Genomic DNA, 15,234 nt, shown 5'->3' with positions numbered 1-15,234 from the left:
CCCCCCCCGTCCCCGTTATTTCTTATTTTTCAGCCCAGATCGCCCAGACGTGCCTGCACGGCCGCGATCGCCGCCAAACCCGCGGTCTCGGTGCGCAGCACGCGCGGACCCAGCTGCAATCCCTGGAAGCCCGCCGCAGCCAGCGCCTGGCGGTCGCGCGGCGACCAGCCGCCTTCCGGGCCGATCGCGATCACCACGCCGCCCGGTGCGGCCGACAGCGTCGACAAGCGATGCTCGCCCTGTGGATCCAGGGTCAACTTCAGTGCATCAGCTGGTACCGCGTTGGCGGCGTCCTGCAGCGATCGCGGCGCGGCCACGGTCGGCACGCGGGCGCGGCCGGATTGGCCACACGCCGAGACCACCACACTGTGCCAGTGCGCCAGTCGCTTCTCGGCACGCGCCGCATCCAGCTTCACTTCGGTGCGTTCGGCGTTGACCGGCATGAAGGCCTGCACACCGAGTTCGGTAGCCTTCTGCAGGATCAGGTCCATCTTTTCCCCGCGGGCGATGCCCTGCAGCAGGGTGATGTGCAAGGGCGACTCGTTGTCCAGCGCGGTGGCCGCTTCGATCCGCACCTGCGCATCGCGCTTGCCGACCGCCACCAGGGTGGCGCTGTAGTCCTGGCCGTCCCCATTGAACAGCACGCAGCCGTCGCCTTCGCGCAGGCGCATCACGCGCACCAGGTGATTGGCCGCATCCTCTGGCAGCGCCAGGGTCTGGCCGACCGCCAGCGGATGGTCGATATGGCTGCGGGTCACGCGCATGCGATGGCCTCGTCGATGGCGGCGAGGGTGGTCAGGGCAAGCAGGTCCAAATGTTCATCCTCAACGCAGTACGGCGGCATCCAATACAGCACATTGCCCAGTGGGCGCAGCACCACACCGCGTTTGAGCGCAGCTTTATAAGCATGCAACCCGATCCGGGCCTCGGCCGGGAATGGCATGCGTTTGTCGCCGTTGCGGGTCAGTTCGAAGGCCACCACCATCCCGGCCTGGCGCACATCGGCGACATGCGCGTGGTCGGCGAATGGTGCGGCCAGGGTGCGCATCACCTCGGCAGTGCTGCGGTTGCGTGCGATCACGTCCTCGCCGGCGAAGATGTCCAGGGTCGCCAGCGCGGCGGCGCAGGCCAGCGGATTGCCGGTGTAGCTGTGCGAATGCAGGAAGGCGCGCTCGCGTGAATCATCCAGGAAGGCGTCGTACAGCGCCTGCGTCGCCAGCACCGCCGACAGCGGCAGGAAACCACCGGTCAGGCCCTTGGACAGACACAGCAGATCCGGCATCACACCGGCCTGCTCACAGGCGAACATCGTGCCGGTGCGGCCGAAGCCGGTGGCGATCTCATCGGCGATCAGGAAGGCTCCATTGGCATCGCACAGCGCGCGCGCACGCTGCAGATAGACCGGGTCGTACATGCGCATGCCACCGGCACACTGCAGGCGCGGTTCCAGGATCACCGCGCAGATTTCGCCCGGGTGCTGGTCGAACAGCGTGGCCAGTGCATCGGCCGCCTGGTGCGCACGCTGGGCAGCAGTCTGGCCCGGCTCGGCCAGGTAGGCATCGGGGGAGGGCGCGAACAGCGCCGCGGTCAGCAGCGGCGCATACACGCGCCGATACAGCGGGATATCGCCGACGGACAGCGCCCCCAGGGTTTCGCCGTGATAGCCGTTCTCCAGCGCGACGAACCGGGTGCGGTGGTTCTCGCCACGGTTGCGGAAATAGTGGAACGCCATCTTCAGCGCCACTTCCACCCCGGCCGAGCCGTTGTCGGCATAGAACACCTTGGCCAGCGGGTCGCGCCCGGCCTGGCGGGGGGCGATCGCCAGCAGGCGCTCGGCCAGCCGTACCGCCGGCTCATGACTGAAGCCGGCCAGCATTACTTGTTCCAGCTGGGTGGCCTGCTGGGCAATGGCCGCACCGATGCGCGGTTGCGCATGGCCGAACAGATTGGTCCACCAACTGCTCACCGCATCCAGATAACGATGGCCGTCATGGTCGATCAACCACGGGCCTTCGCCGCGGGCGATCGGCAGCAGGGGCAGGGTGTCGGGATGCTCGCGCATCTGGGTGCACGGGTGCCAAAGCACGGCCAGATCGCGTTGCCGCCACTGATCGGCCAGCGTGAGGGGGGCTGGGTCTGCTAGCATTTCGGGCTCATGAACACGTTTTCACCAGTACCCATTCTAGAGATGCTCGCATGAGCCGTCGCCTGCCCATCATCCACCAGATCACGGACGAGGAAAGCGGACCGTTCCAGCGCCAGCATCTGGATCTGGAGTTTTCCAATGGCGAACGCCGCCGCTTCGAACGGCTGGTGACCCGCGGCCATGGGGCCGTGGTGGTGGTGCCGATGCTCGATGACGAGACCGTGCTGCTGGTGCGTGAGTACGCCGCCGGCATGCACCGTTATGAGCTGGGGCTGGTGAAAGGCCGCATCGATGCCGGCGAAACCCCGGAACAGGCCGCCGACCGTGAATTGAAGGAAGAAGCCGGTTACGGCGCCCGCCGGGTCGACGTGCTGCGCGCGATGACCCTGGCGCCGACCTATATGAGTCACCAGTCCTGGCTGGTGGTGGCGCGTGATCTGTACCCCGAGCGCCTGGTCGGTGATGAGCCGGAGGAGCTGGAGGTCGTGCCGTGGAAGCTGGCCGATCTGGACCAGTTGATGCTGCGCGAGGATTTCTCCGAAGGCCGATCGCTGGCGGCGCTGTTCATCGCGCGCGAGTGGCTGGGACGGAAGGAATGATCAAACTCACGACGGATCTGCGCGAAACCGTCATCGCCATCGCCCAGGACGCGGCCGCCGCCATCATGGCGGTGTATGCCACGCCGTTCGATGTGGAAATCAAATCCGACCACAGCCCGGTCACGGCGGCCGATCTCGGCGCCAACCAGGTGATCGAGCGTGGGCTGGCCCAGCTCACCCCGGAGCTGCCGATCCTCTCCGAGGAATCGGCGCAGGTGCCGTGGGAGATCCGCCAGCACTGGGGCGCCTACTGGCTGGTCGACCCGCTGGATGGCACCCGCGAATTCGTCAAACGCAACGACGAGTTCAGCGTCAACATCGCGCTGATCTACCAGGGCGCGCCGGCGTTCGGCGTGGTGCTCGCCCCGGCCACCGGCCAGGTCTGGCATGCGATGCGCGGCGAGCTGGCGTATCGCCGCGACGGCATGCGCGATTCGGTGCTGCGCACCCGCACGCCTGCTTCGGCCCCGCTGCGGGTGGCCGCCAGCCGCTCGCACCGCAGCGATCAGACGCAGGCGCTGCTGGATCGCATGGGCGATATCGAGGTGCTCGCACAGGGCTCCTCGCTCAAGTTCTGCCGCCTGGCCGAAGGCACGCTGGACGTCTACCCGCGGCTGGGCCCGACCTCCGAGTGGGACACCGCCGCCGGGCAGTGCGTGCTGCACGCCGCCGGGGGCGCGGTGCTCTCGGCCGAGACCGGCAAGCCGTTCCGCTACAACCGCCGCGAGAGCCTGTTGAACGGCGATTTCATCGCGCTGGGCGATACCCGCCTGCCGTGGCGCGCGTGGCTGCCCGCCTGACCTGACTGGAGCAACGATGCCTGCCACCCCCGAACTGGACCGCCTGCTGGGCATCATGGCGCGCCTGCGCGACCCGCTGCAGGGCTGCCCCTGGGACCTGCAGCAGGACTTCGCCAGCATCGCGCCGTACACCATCGAAGAAGCCTACGAGGTCGCCGATGCGATCGACCGTGGCGATCTGGATGACCTCAAGGATGAGCTCGGCGACCTGCTGCTGCAGGTGGTCTTCCACGCGCAGATGGCGCAGGAGCAGGGGGCGTTCGGGTTTGCCGACGTCGCCCGCGCGATCAGCGACAAGATGGAGCGTCGCCATCCGCACGTATTCGCCCAGGTCCAGGTGGACGGGGCCGAGGACGTCAACAGCAACTGGGAGGCGATCAAGCGCGCCGAGCGCGCCGCCAAGGGCCACACCGATACCTCGGCGCTGGCCGGCATCTCGCGTGGCCTGCCCGAGTGGCAGCGGGCGGTGAAACTGCAGGCACGCGCGGCACGGGTCGGGTTCGACTGGCCGGGCCCTGCGCCGGTGATGGACAAGGTGCGCGAAGAACTGGACGAAGTCGCCGCGGAATTCGCGCGTGGCCCGGTCGAGGAGAATCAGTCGCGCCTGGAGGAAGAGCTGGGCGATCTGCTGTTCGTCTGCGCCAACCTGGCCCGCCACGCCAAGGTCGATGTGGGCGCTGCGCTGCGTCTGGCCAACCACAAATTCGAACGGCGCTTCCGCGCGATGGAGGCGCAGGCCGACGCAGCGGGGCAGTCCATGGCCGCGCTGGATCTAAAGGCGCAGGAAGCGCTCTGGCAGCAGGCCAAGGAGGACGAGGCCAAGCCGTGAAAACGCTGCTGCTGTTCGTGCTGACCGCCGTGGCCGAAATCGTCGGCTGCTACCTGCCCTGGCTGTGGCTGCGCAAGGACGGCAGTGCGTGGCTGCTGCTGCCGGCCGCCGCCAGCCTGGCGCTGTTTGCCTGGCTGCTGACTTTGCACCCGGCCGCCAGTGGGCGTGTCTATGCCGCCTATGGCGGGGTCTACATCGGCACCGCGCTGATGTGGTTGTGGCTGGTGGATGGCATCCGCCCCAGCCGCTGGGACCTGCTCGGCGTCGGCCTGTGCCTGGCCGGGATGATGGTGATCATGTTCGCCCCGCGCAGCGCCTGATCCTGCCTGACGGGTACCGAGGACACTCCCCGACGCCGGCGTGAAGATGGCGTGGCTATACTCGGGCCTACGATTCCGGGGAAAGGGAGTGACCTGATGTTTCCGACCATGCTGTTCTCGCTGGTGCTGGCCTTCGTGGCCGTTGTCATCCTCTTCAAGGCGGTGCGGATGGTGCCGCAGGGTTACGAATGGACCGTGGAGCGCTTCGGCCGCTACACCCACACCATGTCGCCCGGCCTGCACTTCCTGATCCCGATCGTCTACGGGGTCGGCCGCAAGGTGAACATGATGGAGCAGGTGCTGGACGTGCCGAGCCAGGAAGTGATCACCAAGGACAACGCCGCCGTGCGCGTGGATGGCGTGGTGTTCTTCCAGGTGCTCGATGCGGCCAAGGCGGCCTACGAGGTCGCCAACCTGGAGGTGGCGATGATCGCGCTGGTGCAGACCAACATCCGCACCGTGATCGGCTCCATGGATCTGGATGAATCGCTCAGCCAGCGGGAGGTGATCAACGCCCAGCTGCTGAGCGTGGTCGACCATGCCACCAACCCGTGGGGCGTGAAGGTGAACCGCATCGAGATCCGCGACATCCAGCCGCCGCGCGATCTGCTCGACGCGATGGCGCGGCAGATGAAGGCCGAACGCGAAAAGCGCGCGCAGATCCTGGAAGCCGAAGGCTCGCGTCAGTCCGAGATCCTGCGCGCCGAAGGCGAGAAGCAGGCCACCGTGCTGGAGGCCGAGGGCCGCAAGGAGGCTGCCTTCCGCGATGCCGAAGCGCGCGAGCGCCTGGCCGAGGCGGAGGCCAAGGCGACCACGATGGTCTCCGAGGCGATCGCCCAGGGAGACGTGCAGGCGATCAACTACTTCATCGCGCAGAAGTATGTGGAAGCATTCAAGGAACTGGCGACCTCGCCCAACCAGAAGCTGGTGCTGATGCCGATGGAGGCCAGCGGCGTGATCGGCTCGATCGCCGGCGTGGCCGAACTGGCGCGCGAGGCGTTCGCCAAGCAGGAAGAGAAGAAAGCCACGCGCGGCGTCCCGCCGCGGATCGGAGGCTGACATGCGCTGGGAAGTGGTGGCCTGGGGCGCGCTGGCACTGGTGCTGTTCGCCGCCGAGGCGCTCGCGCCCGGCGCCTTCATGTTGTGGATCGGGATCGGGGCGGCGGCCGTGTTCGTGCTGGTCGCGGTGTTCGCCGACATCCCGCTGCTGTGGCAGGTGGTCGCCTTCGTGGTGCTCAGCGTGGTCTCCATCCAGTGCTACCGGCGCTGGGGGCGATCGCACGATCGCCAGAGTGATCAGCCGCTGTTGAACCGGCGCGCCGAGCAGTTGATCGGGCGCGTGGTCGTGCTCGACCAGGGCATCGTGGCCGGCAAGGGCCGGGCCAAGATCGACGATGCGTTCTGGGTGGTCGCCGGGCCGGATCTGCCGGCCGGCAGCCCGGTGCGCGTGGTGGCGGTGGAAGGGATGACGCTGAAGGTGCAGCAGGCCTGATCCGCGGTTTTCCCGCACCGCCGCAGGCGTTGTGAAGACGGTTCTGGGATAATGATGGCTTGCCTTCATTCCCCCGGAACCGGTCATGACCCAGAAGACGCTTCTCAACGATACCCACCGCGCACTCGGCGCCAAGATGGTCGACTTCGGTGGCTGGGACATGCCCATTCATTACGGTTCGCAGCTGGACGAGCACCACCTGGTGCGCAGCGATGCCGGCATGTTCGACGTCAGCCACATGACCGTGGTGGATCTGCGCGGTGAGCAGGTCAAGCCGTTCCTGCGCACGCTGCTGGCCAACTCGGTGGACAAGCTCAAGGCCACCGGCAAGGCGCTGTACTCGTGCATGCTCAATGCCCGCGGCGGCGTGATCGACGACCTGATCGTCTATTACATGGCTGACGATTTCTTCCGCATGGTGGTCAATGCTTCCACCCGCGAAAAGGACCTGGCCTGGATCCGCGAGCAGGCGGCAGCCTTCAACGTGGAGGTCCTCGAGCGCGAAGAGCTGGCCATCATCGCCGTGCAGGGCCCGACCGCACGCGAGCGCGTGATCGGCCTGCTGGGCGAGAACGACCGCGCCGCGCTGGAAAAGCTGGGCCGCTTCGCTGCCCTGGAGACCGCCACCGCCGACGGCACCGCGCTGTTCGTGGCGCGTACCGGCTACACCGGTGAAGACGGTTTCGAGATCCTGCTGCCGCAGACCGCCGTGGTTGCCTTCTGGAATGCGCTGAGCGCCGCGGGTGTGCGTCCGGCTGGCCTGGGTGCGCGCGATACGCTGCGCCTGGAAGCCGGCATGAATCTCTACGGCCAGGACATGGACGAGGAGATCACGCCTTATGAAGCCGGCCTGGCGTGGACCGTGGCACTGGACGAAGGCCGCGACTTCATCGGGCGCGATGTGCTCCAGGCGCAGAAGGCGGCCGGCAATGCCCGCCAGCTGATCGGCCTGGTCATGGATGAGAAGGGCGTGCTGCGTCACGGCCAGGTCGTGCTCACCGCCAGCGGTGAGGGCGAGATCCTGTCGGGCACCTTCTCGCCGACCCTGGGCAAGGGCATCGCGTTCGCCCGCGTGCCGGGCGGCGAACTGGGCGAGGTCCGCGTGGATATCCGTGGCAAGCAGATTCCGGTGCGCGTGGTGAAGTTCCCGTTCGTGCGCGAAGGCCAGGCCCAGCCCGGCGTGTTGATCGACGGCTGATGCCGTGATGTATCCGGTGCGGACGCGTTCGTGTCCGCGCCGGTTGGTTACACTACCCCCGTTTCTTGACCCCCCCTGATATTCCTCGGAGCAGTCCCATGAGCGAGATCCCCGGCGACCTCAAATTCCTCAAGTCCCACGAGTGGGCACGCGTTGAAGGCAGCGGCCGCGTCACCGTCGGTATTTCCGACCACGCCCAGGGCCTGCTTGGCGACCTGGTCTATGTTGAATTGCCGGAGGTTGGCCAGGAGGTCAAGGCCGGCGAACAGGCTGCCGTGGTCGAGTCGGTCAAGGCCGCTTCGGACGTGTACAGCCCGATCACCGGCACGGTGGTCGAGGTCAATTCGGCCCTGAGCGACAAGCCGGAAACCATCAACGAAGACGCCTACGGCGACGGCTGGATCTATGTCGTCGAAGTGGCTGGCCTGGATGAAGTCAACGACCTGCTCGGTCCGGACGACTACGCCGAGCTGCTGGAAAACGAAGATCACTGATCGTCGTTTCCGCTGAAGAACGGCCGCCCGGTGCGGCCGTTTTTTTTTGCCCGCGCGTCGGGCGCGCGCCGATCGCGTTAGTAGTGCGTGAGGATTGCAGTGCGCGTGCGATGGGCGGTGGTCGCGACGGCTGGCTCATGACGATCGGTTCGGTGCCGATGCGCGCCGGTGATCTGGTCTGCGCCGACGCGCCGACGGCATGCCGAACAGGTATCCCGGCGGACGTGCGGCGACGTTCAACGGCGAACGCCAGGCGCGAACGTGTCGGTCCCGAACGGTCAAAAGTTTGCGCAGTTACGCGAATCGGGTCGAAAAAAGCGCGGGCAGATGTGAAAAGTTTTGCGGTCTGTTTAAGGTGCGCACGGGGAGTCCTGTGGCAGCGGTGATGGCATGCGATGCGCGCGTGGCGTTGCAGGGCGGCGCACGACGTTGTTGCGATGTCGCTACACGAAAGTGCTTCTTTTAAGTGTTTTTCTTTTCTGTGTTGTCTGTGTTTGATTGCGTGGGGTGTTCGCGGTGGCGTTGGCATGGCGCTCTCGTTGGCTCGGTGACGGGTACGGAGAGGGGGGCGCGGCAGGGTGCCGGTGTGAAAATTTTTCGCCGGGGTTGTTGACAGTGAAAAAAAGCGTGATTAGGTTTCGCCTCAGCAGACCTTGCCTGCGAACAGAGTGAGCAGAATCGACATCAAGTCGCGAAGCACAACCTGGACATCCACCTCGCGTCCGATGACGGTGGAGATGGCTTCGCTTCCTTCAGCGAACCGCAAGACCCTTCCTGATCCGATATCTGCCTGGCCGCATGTGGCAGGTGTCTCCGTATCCGTCACGACGCGCATGACGCGACGGCGGTCCCCGCGACGCAGCAACGGCGGGTTTGCTTTACCTGGGCGTTTCCACTCCATAGATCACTGACGAGGAGCCATCCCATGGCAACCAAGAAAGCTGCGAAGAAAAAGCCGGCCGCCAAAAAGGCAGCCAAGAAGGTCGCTAAAAAGGCGACTGCCAAGAAGACCGTGAAGAAGGTAGCCAAGAAAGCCGCTGCCAAGAAGACGGTGAAGAAGGCGGCCAAGAAGGCGACCGCTCGCAAGGCAGCCGTAAAGAAGACGGCGAAGAAGGCCGTGAAGAAGACGGCAAAGAAGGCTGCGACCAAGAAGACCGCAAAGAAGGCAGTGAAGAAGACGGCGAAGAAGGCCGTCAAGAAGACGGCAAAGAAAGCCGTCAAGAAGACTGCAAAGAAGGCAGCCGCCAAGAAGACCGCGAAAAAGGCGGTAAAGAAGACGGCCAAGAAGGCGACCCGCAAGGTAGCCAAGAAGGCCGCTCCGAAGAAGGCTGCCAAGAAGACCGCCAAGAAGGCCACCCGCAAGGTAGCCAAGAAGGCCACCGCCAAGAAGGCGACTGCCCGCAAGGCTCCGGCCAAGAAGGCATCCGCGAAAAAGGCAGTGAAGAAGGTCGCAAAGCGCAAGCCGGCCGTTCGCAAGAAGAAGGCCGCGCCGGTCGCGCTGCCGGCAACCCCGGCACCGCTGATCTGAGTTTTTCCCGATAGCCGTACCTGAGACTCCTTCCCTGGCAGCCCAGCGGGGAAGGAGTTTTTTTATGGGCGATACCAAAAACCAAAAAAAAGGCGGCCATCCGGCCGCCTTTTACGATGCTACCTGCGGGCGGGATCAGCGCGGTGAAGCGACCGCGCGGTTCGACGAGACGCCCTTGCGCTTGCCCTGCGGGGCGGCGTCCTCGGCCATCAGGTTGTCGCTGCCGAAGTCGGTGTCCACGTCCAGCCAGCGCTGGGTCGGCAGGCCCATGGCCTGGTCCAGTACGGTGGGCAGCAGGCCGCTGGGCAGGCTGCTTTCGCCGTTCCACATGATGGCAATGCCGAGGTCGCGCTCGGGCACCAGGGCGACCAGGCCGCGATAGCCCTGGACGGCACCGGCGTGGAAGATCACTTCATGGCCGGCGTAATCGAAGGTGCGCCAGCCCAGCGCATAGCCGGCTGAGTTGAGGCGTTCGCGGCGCCAGCCCGAGCGCATCTCACCGGGGGTGCTGATCAGGCTGGCATGCAGCGTGGCCAGCAACGGGGCGGGCAGTACGTCGGGGCGATGGCCGGTGTGTGCCAGCAGCCACTGCGCCATGTCGCTGGCACTGGCGTTGACGCCGGCGGCCGGGGCGAGGCGGTAGTAGGTCGGCTTGGGCGTGAGCGCGACCCAGCCATTGCGGCTGCGCACATGCGGGCGTGCCCAGCGCGAGCTGGCCTGGATGCCGGCCAGGCCGAGGCTGGCGTCGTCCATGCCCAGCGGCTTGAACAGGCGGCGCTCGACGGACTGTTCGTAGAAGCTGCCGGAGGCGGCGTAGACCACATCACCGATCAGACTGAAGGCCACGTTCTGGTAGGCGTAGCAATCGCCCGGCAGGCACTTGAGCGAGGTGGCCGCCAGCTTGTGGGTGAGGGTGTAGTACTCGGCGTTGGCTTCGACGTCGCGGTCGTAGGCGTTGTAGGGCAGGCCAACGCGGTGGCTGAGCAGGTCGGCCACGGTCAGGCGCTCGGTCGCTTCGGGCGTGCTCAGCTGGAAGCCGGGCACGTAATCGGTGACCTTGCTGTCCCAGCGCAGGGTGCCATCGTTGACCAGCAGGCCGGCCATGGTGCCGGCGAAGGCCTTGGACAGCGAGGCCAGCCGGAACACGGTGTGGGCATCGACCTGCTGCGGGTTGTTGACGTCGGTGACGCCGTAGCCGCGCGCGCTGAGTACACGGCCGCCCTGGACGATCGCAACCGCCATGCCCGGCACGCGCTCGCCGTAGGTAAGCTGCTGCGCCATCGATTCGATCGAGGCCACGTTGAAACCCTGCGCGGGCGGCTGCACTTTCAGGCCGGCCGGCGTGGTGCGATACGCGGCAGGCTGGGTATGCGGGGCGGCGCTCGGCGCCGATTCCTCGATGTTGACCGGGAACCCCGCGGGCGCAGCGGCGGGTGTCTGTGCAGTGGAAGACATGGCGATGGGCATCAACATGCCCAACAACCCGGTTGCCGCCGAACGGATCGGTCGGCGCCTGTTGTTCTGATTCATCGTATGGGTGCCCGTGCGCGACTGCTGTGACCGATTCTAGCGCCGCTTTTCGTGATTGCACAAACGAAACGAAGATGAATGCGTATCGCATTGAAAACGCGTGGGTTTTGCCAATCCCGACAGGGTCCGGCGCCCAGGGGGGGGAGGGCAGGCCAGCGCACCCCTGTTCAGGCAGTTGCGGCGCTCCGGATCCAATGTGCAGCCCGCTCGGCGATCATCATGGTCGGCGCATTGGTATTGCCGCTGATCAGGCGTGGCATCACCGAGGCGTCGACTACCCGCAGCCGTTCGGTGCCGTGCACGCGCAGGGTGCCCGGATCGACCACCGCCTCGGCATGCTGCCCCATCGCGGAGGTGCCGACCGGGTGGTAGATGGTCTCGGCCTTGGCCCGGATGAAGGCTTCCAGTGCCGCGTCGTCCAGCGCGTTGTGCGCCGGGAACACCGGCGCGCCGCGCCAGCGGTCAAACGCCGGCTGCTGCAGGATCTCGTGCGACAGCCGGGCGCATTCGAGCATCATCTTCAGATCGTGGCCCGCGGCGTCACCCAGGTAGTTGGCGTGGATGCGCGGCGGCGAGCGCGCATCGGCATCACGCAGGCGCAGCTGCCCGCGGCTGTGTGGGTGCAGCGGGCAGGCATGCAGCGTATAGCCATCGCCTGGCAGCCGGTGGCGGCCGTGGTTGTCCAGCATCGCCGGGACGAAATGGAACTGGATGTCGGCGCGGGCATCCGTAGCCAGCGACGAGCGGGCGAAGCCGCCGGCCTCGGCCAGGTTGCTGGTGCCGGCACCGCGGTGGCCGCGCAGGAAGTAGTCGAAGGCGATGCGCAGCTCGTTGCTGCGGTCGTAGCTGACGCCCGGGGTGGTGTGCACCACGGTGCAGATGTCCAGGTGGTCCTGCAGGTTGCGGCCGACTCCGGGCAGATCCACGCGCGGGGTGATGCCGTGGCAGCGCAACGTGTCTGCCTCGCCGATGCCGGAGAGCATCAGCAGGTGCGGGGAATGGATGGCGCCGGCGCTGAGGATCACCTCGGCCGCCGCGCGTGCATGCAGGTGGTGGCGGCCACGTCGGTAGTGCACGCCGGTCGCTGTCGTGCCCTCGAAGCTCAGCGCGGTCGCCTGCGCACCGGTGAGCACCGTCAGGTTGCGCCGGTGGCGTGCAGGGCGCAGGTAGGCGTCCGCGCTCGAACACCGCGCACCGTCGCGCTGGGTGACCTGGTACAGCCCTACGCCGAGCTGCTGGTCACCGTTGAAGTCCGCATTGTGGGGATGGCCGGCTTGTTGAGCGGCGGCGATGAACGCAGCCGAGAGGGGATTGTGGTGGCGCAGGTCGGACACCGACTGCGGTCCTGCGGCGCCGTGCAGCGCGCTGGCGCCGCGGCTGTTGCGTTCGCTGTGCAGGAACCAGGGCAGCACCTGGTCCCAGCGCCAGCCGGTGGCGCCACCCGCTTCCCAGCCGTCGTAGTCGGCCGGCACGCCGCGCACGTAGCACATCGCATTGATCGAACTCGATCCGCCCAGCACCTTGCCGCGCGGCCACCACAGGCGACGGCCGTCCAGCGCAGGCTCGGGCGCAGTCTCCAGATTCCAGTTGATGCGGCGGTTATTGACCAGCCGCGCCAGGCCGGCCGGCATATGGATGAAGGGGTTGGTATCGCGCGGGCCCGCTTCCAGCAGCAGTACCCGGCAGGCCGGGTCTTCGCTGAGCCGGTGGGCCAGCACGCAGCCGGCAGAGCCGGCTCCAATCACGATGTAGTCGTACATGCCGCTCCTTGCCCGGGTGCGCACCGAGCATAAGACAGGTTGGGGCAGGCAGGGGCTGCGGGGTGCGCCACGCAGCGTTGCGCCGATGGGCGTGCCGGAGGCTGGCGATGTTGCGGTGCATCGTTTACCTTGCGCGCTTTCCTGCCCGGAGTTTCCACGATGCCGCCGTTGTCACGCCGCCCAAGCCGGAAGTGGCTGCGATGAGTGCTGCCGCAACAGCACCGGTGCAATCGGGCCTGCGCGGGGCGCTGCGGCAGTCGCCGCCCCTGATCTGGGCGTGTCTGTACTTCTTCTGCCTCTTGAGCGGCTATTACGTGCTGCGTCCGGTGCGCGAGGCAATGGCTGCCTCGGCCGACGCTAGGGCGGTGTTCCCGCCGGTACTGATCGACTGGTTCAGCGCGCGTGGCATTGCGGTGCAGGACTTCGTGCTGCAGTTCCTGTTCACCGGGGTGTTCTTCATCATGCTGGTGCTGCAGCCGCTGTACGGCGCGGTGGTCAGCCGCTATGCGCGGAGGGTATTCCTGCCCGCGGTGTATGTCTTTTTCATCGTCTCCCTGCTCGGCTTCTACCTGCTGTTCGACAGTGGCGTGCCAGGGCGTGGCATGGCGTTCTTCTTCTGGGCCGCCGTGTTCAATCTCTTTGCGGTGGCGGTGTTCTGGAGCTTCATGGCCGACGTGTTCTCCAACGCTCAGGCACGTGAGGTATACGGCTACATCGGCGCGGCGGGCACTCTCGGTGCATTCCTGGGGCCAATCATCACTGCGGCGCTGGTGGAGCGGGTGGGTATTGCCAACCTGATGCTGGTCTCGGCCGGCTTTCTGAGTGCCTGCCTGGTCTGCATCTGGCGGCTGCGGTTGTGGGCGGTGGCGCGGGAGCAGGAGCAGCAGTTGGTGTCAGGCGAAACCCCGATGGGCGGCAGCGTGCTCGACGGCCTGAAGCTGATCGTGCGTGAGCCGCTGCTGCGCTGGCTGGCCGTGCTGGTGCTGTTCGGCGTGGGCGTGGGCACGATGCTCTACAACGAGCAGGCCTCGATCGTGCGCCGCCTGTACCCCGATGCCGCGGCGAGCACGGCGTGTTTTTCACGCGTGGACCTGGCGGTGAACTCGCTGACCCTGATCATCCAGCTTGGCTTCACGCGCTGGTTGCTGTCGCGGTATGGGATCGCCCCGGCGCTGTTGATTCCCGGCGTGGCGATCATCATCGGGTTCTCGATCCTGGCGGCCTCGCCGCTGCCGCTGATGGTGGCGATGGTGCAGGTCATGACCCGCGCCAGCGAATTCTCACTGGCCAAGCCGGCGCGCGAGACGATCTACACCCGTGTGGACCGCCAGTGGCGCTACAAGGCCGGCGCGGCGATTGACACCGTGGTCTACCGCGGTGGCGATCTGACCTTCGCCTGGGTGCACAAGGGGCTGTCCCTGTTCGGCTCGCACATCGTGTTCCTCGGTGGCCTGGTGGTTGCCGGTGTGATGACGGTCGCAGCATTGGGCCTTCTGCGCGAGGAAAAGAAGCTGCCGGGCGAGCGCCCGGAGTAAGCTCTGTGCAGTCTTCCAGGAACCTGAGCCCATGTATTGGATCGCGCTGTCACTGACCCTGCTGGTCGCCCTGCTGCACGTGTACTTCCTGGTCCTGGAAATGTTCCTGTGGACCAAGCCGCTGGGATTGAAGACCTTCCGCAATACGCCGGAAAAGGCGCAGGCCACGCGGGTGCTGGCGGCCAATCAAGGGCTGTACAACGGCTTCCTTGCCGCGGGCCTGTTCTGGGGCCTGTTCGATCACCTGCCGATGTTGGTGAACTTCATGCTGGGCTGCGTGATCGTGGCCGGCTGCTATGGCGCGTACAGCGTCAACAAGCGGATCTTCTTCATCCAGGCGGTGCCGGCGATCCTGGCCGTAGCGGCATGGTGGATGGTGCCGGCCTGACAGGCGCCAGCCACGCATGGCGTGGCGCTACCCTGCGACAGACGGATCGGAGGTAGCGCCACCCCATGGGTGGCTGCGCACCAGCGATCAGCGCTTGACCGGCGACACCCACATGGCGATCCGCGCCTCGAACACGGCCGTGCCGGCGTCATCGCGCACCTGCACCTTCACCGGCAGCGCGTAACCCGCCTCGGCCGCCACGATCGGCTTCTCCGGCGTGGCCACGGCATGCTGGGTGCCCATCGCCTTGGCCAGGTACTGCACCTCCATGCCCTTCGGGATCCAGCGCATGCCCTTGGGCAGCGAGGCATCCACCATCAGCCCGGCGGTGAGCTCAGCCAGGTTGCACAGCGCGATCGCGTGCACCGTGCCGATGTGGTTGGTGACCTTGCGCCGGTGCGCGATGCGGCCTTCGCAGCGGCCCGGTTCGAGCAATGTGATGCGCGGGGCGATGCTGGCGAAGTAGGGCGCTTTGACGCACACCGCGCGCGAGAACAGCCAGTTGCCGGCAGGCCAACGCTGCATGCGGCGGTAAAGCGTGAGCAGTGGAGCGGACATCGGGGGTCTCCCTAAAGAAACGGCGGACCGAAGTCCGCCGTTGTCGTTTACACGGTG

Annotated in this window: 16 protein-coding genes; 11 read left to right on the top strand and 5 right to left on the bottom strand. The window is 66.5% G+C overall.

Going from position 1 to position 15,234, the window contains the following annotated elements:
• Positions 1-29: 29 nt before the first annotated feature.
• On the bottom strand, positions 30-764 hold the full coding sequence (locus ACE026_RS16655) for a 16S rRNA (uracil(1498)-N(3))-methyltransferase (RefSeq protein ID WP_486039962.1): 735 nt from the start codon (positions 762-764) through the stop codon (positions 30-32).
• On the bottom strand, positions 755-2,146 hold the full coding sequence (gene bioA / locus ACE026_RS16650; protein WP_486039961.1) for an adenosylmethionine--8-amino-7-oxononanoate transaminase: 1,392 nt from the start codon (positions 2,144-2,146) through the stop codon (positions 755-757). Before bioA ends, ACE026_RS16655 begins: the two co-directional genes overlap by 10 nt.
• A 50-nt stretch (positions 2,147-2,196) precedes the next feature.
• On the opposite strand from bioA, the gene nudE reads away from it, so the two are divergent.
• The 9 genes from nudE to ACE026_RS16605 all read left to right on the top strand — a co-directional run bounded on the left by nudE (position 2,197) and on the right by ACE026_RS16605 (position 9,406).
• Positions 2,197-2,745, top strand: coding sequence for an ADP compounds hydrolase NudE (gene nudE, locus ACE026_RS16645; protein WP_121039027.1), 549 nt, complete (start codon positions 2,197-2,199; stop codon positions 2,743-2,745).
• Entirely contained in the window at positions 2,742-3,545 is an 804-nt protein-coding gene (gene cysQ, locus ACE026_RS16640; protein WP_486039960.1) for a 3'(2'),5'-bisphosphate nucleotidase CysQ, read from the top strand. Before nudE ends, cysQ begins: the two co-directional genes overlap by 4 nt.
• Before the next feature lie 16 nt (positions 3,546-3,561).
• The gene (gene mazG, locus ACE026_RS16635) at positions 3,562-4,374 is read left to right on the top strand and encodes a nucleoside triphosphate pyrophosphohydrolase (RefSeq protein ID WP_486039958.1); all 813 of its coding nucleotides are present in this window, start codon (positions 3,562-3,564) and stop codon (positions 4,372-4,374) included.
• On the top strand, positions 4,371-4,694 hold the full coding sequence (locus tag ACE026_RS16630) for a YnfA family protein (protein WP_088432928.1): 324 nt from the start codon (positions 4,371-4,373) through the stop codon (positions 4,692-4,694). The genes mazG and ACE026_RS16630 overlap by 4 nt, the downstream gene beginning before the upstream one ends.
• A 96-nt stretch (positions 4,695-4,790) precedes the next feature.
• Positions 4,791-5,753, top strand: coding sequence for an SPFH domain-containing protein (locus tag ACE026_RS16625; RefSeq protein ID WP_046272684.1), 963 nt, complete (start codon positions 4,791-4,793; stop codon positions 5,751-5,753).
• A 1-nt stretch (position 5,754) separates the two neighbouring features.
• Positions 5,755-6,186: an NfeD family protein gene (locus tag ACE026_RS16620; protein WP_259259452.1), complete on the top strand. Its 432-nt coding sequence runs from the start codon at positions 5,755-5,757 to the stop codon at positions 6,184-6,186.
• Between the two features lie 85 nt (positions 6,187-6,271).
• Complete coding sequence (gene gcvT, locus ACE026_RS16615; RefSeq protein WP_486039956.1) at positions 6,272-7,384, top strand: glycine cleavage system aminomethyltransferase GcvT; 1,113 nt, start codon at positions 6,272-6,274, stop codon at positions 7,382-7,384.
• 98 nt (positions 7,385-7,482) lie between these two features.
• Entirely contained in the window at positions 7,483-7,878 is a 396-nt protein-coding gene (gene gcvH / locus ACE026_RS16610; RefSeq protein WP_123730439.1) for a glycine cleavage system protein GcvH, read from the top strand.
• A 925-nt stretch (positions 7,879-8,803) separates the two neighbouring features.
• On the top strand, positions 8,804-9,406 hold the full coding sequence (locus tag ACE026_RS16605) for a hypothetical protein (protein ID WP_486039955.1): 603 nt from the start codon (positions 8,804-8,806) through the stop codon (positions 9,404-9,406).
• A gap of 135 nt (positions 9,407-9,541) precedes the next feature.
• Here the strand turns inward: ACE026_RS16605 and ACE026_RS16600 are convergent, their stop codons facing one another.
• Entirely contained in the window at positions 9,542-10,936 is a 1,395-nt protein-coding gene (locus ACE026_RS16600; protein ID WP_152151943.1) for a serine hydrolase domain-containing protein, read from the bottom strand.
• Between the two features lie 167 nt (positions 10,937-11,103).
• Positions 11,104-12,696: a GMC family oxidoreductase gene (locus ACE026_RS16595; RefSeq protein WP_486039953.1), complete on the bottom strand. Its 1,593-nt coding sequence runs from the start codon at positions 12,694-12,696 to the stop codon at positions 11,104-11,106.
• A 200-nt stretch (positions 12,697-12,896) separates the two neighbouring features.
• Here ACE026_RS16595 and ACE026_RS16590 point away from each other — a divergent pair, with 200 nt between their 5' ends.
• A complete protein-coding gene (locus tag ACE026_RS16590) occupies positions 12,897-14,231 on the top strand; it encodes an NTP/NDP exchange transporter (protein WP_486039952.1) in 1,335 nt (444 codons plus the stop codon).
• A 31-nt stretch (positions 14,232-14,262) separates the two neighbouring features.
• Positions 14,263-14,619, top strand: a complete 357-nt coding sequence (locus ACE026_RS16585; protein ID WP_121038995.1) for a DUF1304 domain-containing protein — start codon at positions 14,263-14,265, stop codon at positions 14,617-14,619.
• 87 nt (positions 14,620-14,706) lie between these two features.
• Here ACE026_RS16585 and ACE026_RS16580 read toward each other — a convergent pair whose 3' ends face one another.
• On the bottom strand, positions 14,707-15,177 hold the full coding sequence (locus ACE026_RS16580) for a hotdog fold domain-containing protein (RefSeq protein WP_486039951.1): 471 nt from the start codon (positions 15,175-15,177) through the stop codon (positions 14,707-14,709).
• Between the last annotated feature and the right edge of the window lie 57 nt (positions 15,178-15,234).

This window comes from Stenotrophomonas sp. AGC87 (assembly GCF_057333975.1).
Note: the sequence above shows the minus strand (reverse complement) of the source record. Positions and strands in the feature narration are given on the sequence as shown.